The organism is Ornithinimicrobium sp. (genome assembly GCF_030537745.1).
In the GTDB taxonomy this organism is placed as follows: domain Bacteria; phylum Actinomycetota; class Actinomycetes; order Actinomycetales; family Dermatophilaceae; genus Ornithinicoccus.
In genome coordinates this window covers 1-5,587 of the sequence record NZ_JAUNVI010000105.1, presented here as the reverse complement: position 1 = coordinate 5,587, position 5,587 = coordinate 1, and the positions used below count along the sequence as shown (strand labels likewise).

General features: G+C 65.0%; 5 protein-coding genes. 4 read left to right on the top strand and 1 reads right to left on the bottom strand.

Annotation, left to right across the window (positions count from 1 at the left end):
- Positions 1–87 precede the first annotated feature (87 nt).
- The 3 genes from Q4P07_RS13885 (at position 88) to Q4P07_RS13875 (ending at position 2,178) form a co-directional block, all read left to right on the top strand.
- The gene (locus Q4P07_RS13885) at positions 88–594 is read left to right on the top strand and encodes an SRPBCC domain-containing protein (RefSeq protein ID WP_303375513.1); all 507 of its coding nucleotides are present in this window, start codon (positions 88–90) and stop codon (positions 592–594) included.
- Between the two features lie 160 nt (positions 595–754).
- Complete coding sequence (locus Q4P07_RS13880; protein WP_303375512.1) at positions 755–1,300, top strand: DUF6318 family protein; 546 nt, start codon at positions 755–757, stop codon at positions 1,298–1,300.
- A gap of 131 nt (positions 1,301–1,431) precedes the next feature.
- Complete coding sequence (locus tag Q4P07_RS13875) at positions 1,432–2,178, top strand: hypothetical protein (RefSeq protein ID WP_303375511.1); 747 nt, start codon at positions 1,432–1,434, stop codon at positions 2,176–2,178.
- 193 nt (positions 2,179–2,371) lie between these two features.
- On the opposite strand, the gene Q4P07_RS13870 is transcribed toward Q4P07_RS13875, so the two are convergent.
- Positions 2,372–2,761: a hypothetical protein gene (locus Q4P07_RS13870; RefSeq protein WP_303375510.1), complete on the bottom strand. Its 390-nt coding sequence runs from the start codon at positions 2,759–2,761 to the stop codon at positions 2,372–2,374.
- 365 nt (positions 2,762–3,126) lie between these two features.
- Here Q4P07_RS13870 and Q4P07_RS13865 point away from each other — a divergent pair, with 365 nt between their 5' ends.
- Positions 3,127–5,244, top strand: coding sequence for an FUSC family protein (locus tag Q4P07_RS13865; RefSeq protein ID WP_303375509.1), 2,118 nt, complete (start codon positions 3,127–3,129; stop codon positions 5,242–5,244).
- Positions 5,245–5,587: the final 343 nt, after the last annotated feature.

Here is a 5,587-nt window from a genome sequence, read left to right as displayed (position 1 = left end):
GACGGTCGCCCCTGCCACACCGGACGGTCGCCCCAGGTGCCGGCAGCGCCATACTGAATCACCAACCGCGCGAAGTAAGGAAGCACGATGCCCGTCACTGAAGCCAGCCATGATCTGGACGGCGGCACCCTCACGATCGTCGCGCAGTTCGACGCGCCCGTGGACCGGGTCTTCGGCGTGTATGCCGACGCACGGCAACTCGAGCGCGTCTGGGGACCGCCGGAGTACCCGGCTACGTTCGTCGACCACGACCTGACGCCGGGCGGCCGTATGAACTATGTGATGACTGGTCCGGACGGCCTGAGATATGCCGGCTACTGGGAGATTCTGACGGTCGAGGAGCCTCACGGCTTCACGTTCAACGACGGCTTCTCGCACGAGGACTTGACGCCCAACACCGAGCTACCGGTGTCGCACAACGACTACCGATTCGTCGAGGAGCTCGGCGAGACGCGGGTCACCTACACGAGCACCTTCGACTCTCCAGAGGCGCTGCAACAGGCGTTGGACATGGGGGTTGTCACGGGCGCGACCTCCGCGATCAACCAGATCGACGATCTTCTGGTCGCGCGGGAATGGGTCGATCACGGCTGATCGAGGGCACGTTGTGCACAGGGCAGGGTCAGGAGATCCTTACTAACTTCTTACCTGTGGACAACGGTTTCTTGGCAATTTCTGGGGCAGACTGGCGAGACCGTTACCCGTGCGCGAGCTCGGTCGCCGATGCCTGGAGGGGTATGTCGTGAGTCGAAGCGTGATCGTTGCCGTCACCCTGGCGCTGATGGTCGTGGCCGGGTGTGACACCCAGGGCGACCCAGCCCCGCCGCCGCCGAGCCAGGACGCGCTGACGACAACCACACCGTCAGACGACGTCGTCGCGACCAGCGAGGCTGCGCCAACGACGGCTGAGCCGACCGAGGCGGACGGTCCACCCACGATGCCGGAGGAAGCGAAGGAGAAGACGGAGGCGGGAGCCGAGGCGTTCGTGGAGTACTGGATTGAGGGGCTGAACAGTGCCTACAAGACTGGCGATACCGGCGATCTCATGGATTACTCAAGCGATCAATGTGGCTCTTGCTCAGGCCTCGTCAGTGCAGTGCCCAAGTCTGGCCTGGGAGACGACTACATGCGAGTCAAATCTGCTGAGGGTCTACTGATTGGCAAGGAACGGGCGAGCGTCACCACCGAAGTGAAGGTGCTCATCGGCGAGGGCAAAGGTTTAGGCGTCATTGTATTTGAGCTCTCGGATGGCGATCCCTGGATGATCGAATCAATCACCCTAAAGAGCGAGCCGTCGTGAGTCTTGTAGGGGGGCTGGCGATCCTTACCGTGATCCTTGCGCAGGGCGGGGAAGATCCCGGGGACCCTTGGGGGATAATCAAGGGGAAGGATGGCATTCACACTGGCCTGAGCCAAGCAGAAGTCCAAGGCTTGGCCGAGTCCTATCCACCCGGATCCAGCGCGGACAACCCCACCTCCTGGTACGAGTACGTAGCTGTCATCGCCTGCCACCAGAACAGCCCTGCCCAGCCGAAGCTCGAGATCTGTCAGCAGGCCATCGACTACTGCCAGCAGAATGCCCCCGACTCCCCCGGGCCCTACGCGATCATCCATCGACGCCTCGCCGACGACACCGGCCCACTGAGTGGCTGGCAATCCGTAGCCCCAACGTGCTTCACGCCCTCTGTCCCCGCGCGCTCTGGCGAACCGGCCGTCGAGCTCACCGAGGCCATGATCGTCGAGCAGTTCCACAGGACCGACTTTGCGCTCCCCGAGGCCGTCATCCAACCCCCTGGCGGCAAGACACTGGTCAACCTGCCGGTCTACTTCGAGTTGGCGTGGCCCGCGGCAGGCTTCGAGCCGCAGGAGGTCGACACCACGACCATCGTCGGGCATCAGGTCCGGATCCGACCGACCCTGGTCGGCATCACCTACCTCACCGGCGATGGCGCGACGATTGGCCCGACGACGAGCATGGGCGGGCCCTACCCCGACGGCGACATCAACCACGAGTACACGACTCGTGCCCAGGTCAATCCCTCCATCTCCGTCGAATACGGCGGCGAGGTCAGCGTCAACGGCGGCGGCTGGCGCGCGATCCCGAGCAGCGCCACCATCGAGGGGCCACCAGTCCCCCTCGAGATCCTCACGTCCAAGAACCGTCTTTACGACAACTGACCCCCACCCCACCGGACACCACGCAGACTCCCGCGGCTCGCCATACCCCTCGGCTCAGAGCCAGCGCAGGACCTCCCGCCCCCGGTCGAAGAGCAGGTTGGACCACCACCGACCTGGGATTCAGTTGCCAGCGTCGGATCGACGACGCGCAGACCGGCCTAAACCCGGCCCGCGTCTCGTACGGTTTCTTGAGTTATTGGCGGAGCGGGCCGGGGAGGAGCGATTCGTCGCCGTCCAACACGATCTCGATAAGGTCCTCGGGAAACATGGCGCGAATGTCGCGCTCGTACTGGGTCCCATCACCAGGGACAATGACCGCAGAACCAACGACGCGCATTGGGGCGCTCACGCCCGTGTTGACGGGAGCACCACCCTCGCAGTGCGCCCACACAAAGGCGGTTTCCTCGACCTGGCGAAGCAGGCGCACGGAGCAGTTTCCACGCACTCCGAGGACGCCGGGATCCGCGCCGATAACCTCCGCGAGGCGTGCCTCCTCGGCCTGCACCTCGGGATCGGCTCGATCTGGGAGTTCTGGTGCGGCACAGCCGCAGAGGAACGCCGTCACGCTGAGGGCAGCGACCATTCGCAATCGGCGACCGTCACACCCTCCCATGCGCAAAGCATGGCAGAAGGGCCCGTCACCTCAGCTCGACACCCACCACGGCAACGGATGCGAGTCGGGTCTGTCAGTGCTCGGTGGTTGAGTGTCTATATGGAGTTGGAGGGGCCTGGGGAGGGGCAGCGTATGGGGCGGGCCGCACCGTCCTGGACGCCAGATCGCCAGCGGGTGCCTGACTCCAGATCGCCGCCTCGCTGGCGTCCATGGGAGGTCTCCTTCGCCTTCCCCGGCAAGCGTCAGCTGCTCACCGTCGGGACTGAAGCGCTGACTGGCGGGCGGGGCGCTGGTCGCCGGCCTGATCTCCTCCGATGCGACACACTCTCTACGTGGTGTCCTTCACGCAAACCGTGACTCGAGCGGCGCGTTTCCTAGCTGTCTCCGACCCGGGGCAGCTGCGTCTGATGAGCGCCGCCGGGACTGCGCTGACGGTGTTGCTTGCCATGGTGGCGTCGGTCGCCTTCACCACGTCAACGGGCAACCCGGTCACGGTTGCCATGCTCGGCACGATCGTGTCCATGCAGTCGGCTGCGGTGGTGAAGGACCGTACGCCCCGTGCCCGGATCGCCACGACGGCACTGATGGCGCTGCCCGCGGCAGGTGCCGTTTTGCTCGCCGCAGCACTGTCGGAGGTCGGCAAGGTCGCCGACGTCGGCTTCATCGTCGTCTTGTTCACAGCCGTCTGGGTGCGTCGATTCGGTCCTCGGGGCACGGCCCTCGGGATGGTTGCCTTCATCTCGTACTTCTTTGCGCTCTTCCTCAAGGCCGAATTGTCGCAGGTGCCGGTGCTGCTGGTGGCAATCGTGATCGGAGTGGCGGTGGCGGTGTTCGTACGATCGGCGATATTCCGCGACCGGCCCCATTCGGAGGTCCGCCGCCTAGCCCAGGCGCTGCGCGCAGCCTCGGTGTCGGTGCTGGAAGCAGCCGCACCTGGACGATCCCGCGACCCGAACGTGCTGCGTCGCAAGCTGACCGGCCTCTCCGACACCGGGATGATGATCGAGGACTGGCTCGACCGCAACGATGCTGCTCTGCACCTGAGCGTCACCAGCCATGACCTGTCGGTGCGCGTCTTCGAGGCGCAGATCGCCACCGAGCAATTGGCCGGCGCCGTGTGGCCACTCGGTCAGGAGAAGTCGTGGCCGATGACGCTCGATGACGCGATGGCCGCGGTGGGCTCATGCCTGAAGGACAAACCCTCGGACGAGACGTTGCGCGCTGCGCGCCGGTTTGTGGTCGATTCGGCGGCTGACGCGGACCCCACTCAGCAAGTCGGTGTCGCGATAATCCTCGCCGCGCGCGCAGTAGAGGCGCATACGGCCGTTCATCGCATCACAGACAATGTGTCGGACCACCCTGCGACCTTGCCAAGCACCTCCACGAAAGTGGTCACGCCGACAACAGGATCGATGCCAGCAGCCGACTCGGTCGATGGCCTCGAGCCGACAGACGCACCGAGCATGAATCCCTACACCAGGGCCGCCATCCAGGTTGCCGTCGCCACGAGTGCTGCCATGCTCCTAGGCGACCTGATCTCGCCGAACCGCTGGTACTGGGCGGTGATGACGGCGTTCCTGGTGTTCACCGGGGTCACCACCCGAGGAGAGCTCCTCACCAAGGCCGGCAACCGGATCCTCGGCACGGTGCTCGGGGTCGTCGCTGGCGTGCTTCTTGCGGCTGCAGTCGGCGACCAGCCGATCGTCCAGATGGCGCTCATCGTGGTGTGCGTCTTCTTTGCCTTCTGGCTGCTGGCGATCAACTATGCGTTGCTGGTCTTCTTCATCACCGTGCTATTGGCACTGCTCTATGGGCTCTTGGGTCAGTTCAGTATCGACGTCCTCGAGGTGCGGATCTACGAGACGGCTGCCGGCGCGGCGATGGGCATCTTGGCGTCGTTCGTGGTCCTGCCGGTCAGAACTCGGTCGACCGTCCAGGAGAAGGTCGAGGGCTACCTCACTTTGATGAGCGAACTCATCGACGCCAGCGTCGAGTCGGTCATCGCCCCGGGCAGCGACGTTGACCTCGTCACCATCTCCCGCTCCCTCGACACGTCCCTGCAGGGCGTCATCACTGCCGCGAAACCGTTGAGCCTCGGGCTGACGACACGCGGTCGACGCAGCACCCGTCGACTGTTGCTCGTTCTGCAGGTCAGCGGACGCGCGGCACACGCCCTCGCCAGGGCCGGCGTCGCCGCAACCCGCGCCGAGCCGGACACGGCTCTGTCCGAGGAAACCGCCGAGGCGCTTCGCGGGGCGGCAACACTGGTGCACACACATCTCGGACTGGTGAGGCAGATGGTTGCCGGCGCAGCCTTCGAGCGTCCCGAGCGCAGCGCGGACTCACCCGTGCTCGACGTGTTGATGACTGCCACCGATGCGCCTGCTGCGCTGCGCAGCGCCGTTCGTGCGCTGAGCAAGCTGAACCGATCTATCCTCGAGCTGGTCACGTGATCATCCATCCGTGACGGCGACGCCAGGCCGTTCGGTCTGCCGATCTGAGGCACCCTCGCAGTGCGCCCAGACAAAGGCGGTTTCCTCGACCTGGCGAAGCAGGCGCACGGAGCAGTTTTCCAGGCACTCCGAGGACAGCGGGATCCGGCAACGGATGCGAGTCGGGTCTGTCAGTGCTCGGTGGTTGAGTGTCTGTATGGAGTTGGAGGGGCCCTGGGACGGGCAGCGTATGGGGTCGGTCAATGTGGCCGATGATCCCTACCTGTTTGATGCCGAAGGTTTGCCTCCAGTTGCGTCCCGCATAGTGGTGTAGCGCGGTAGCTGAGGTCGTCTTCCCCGGCGT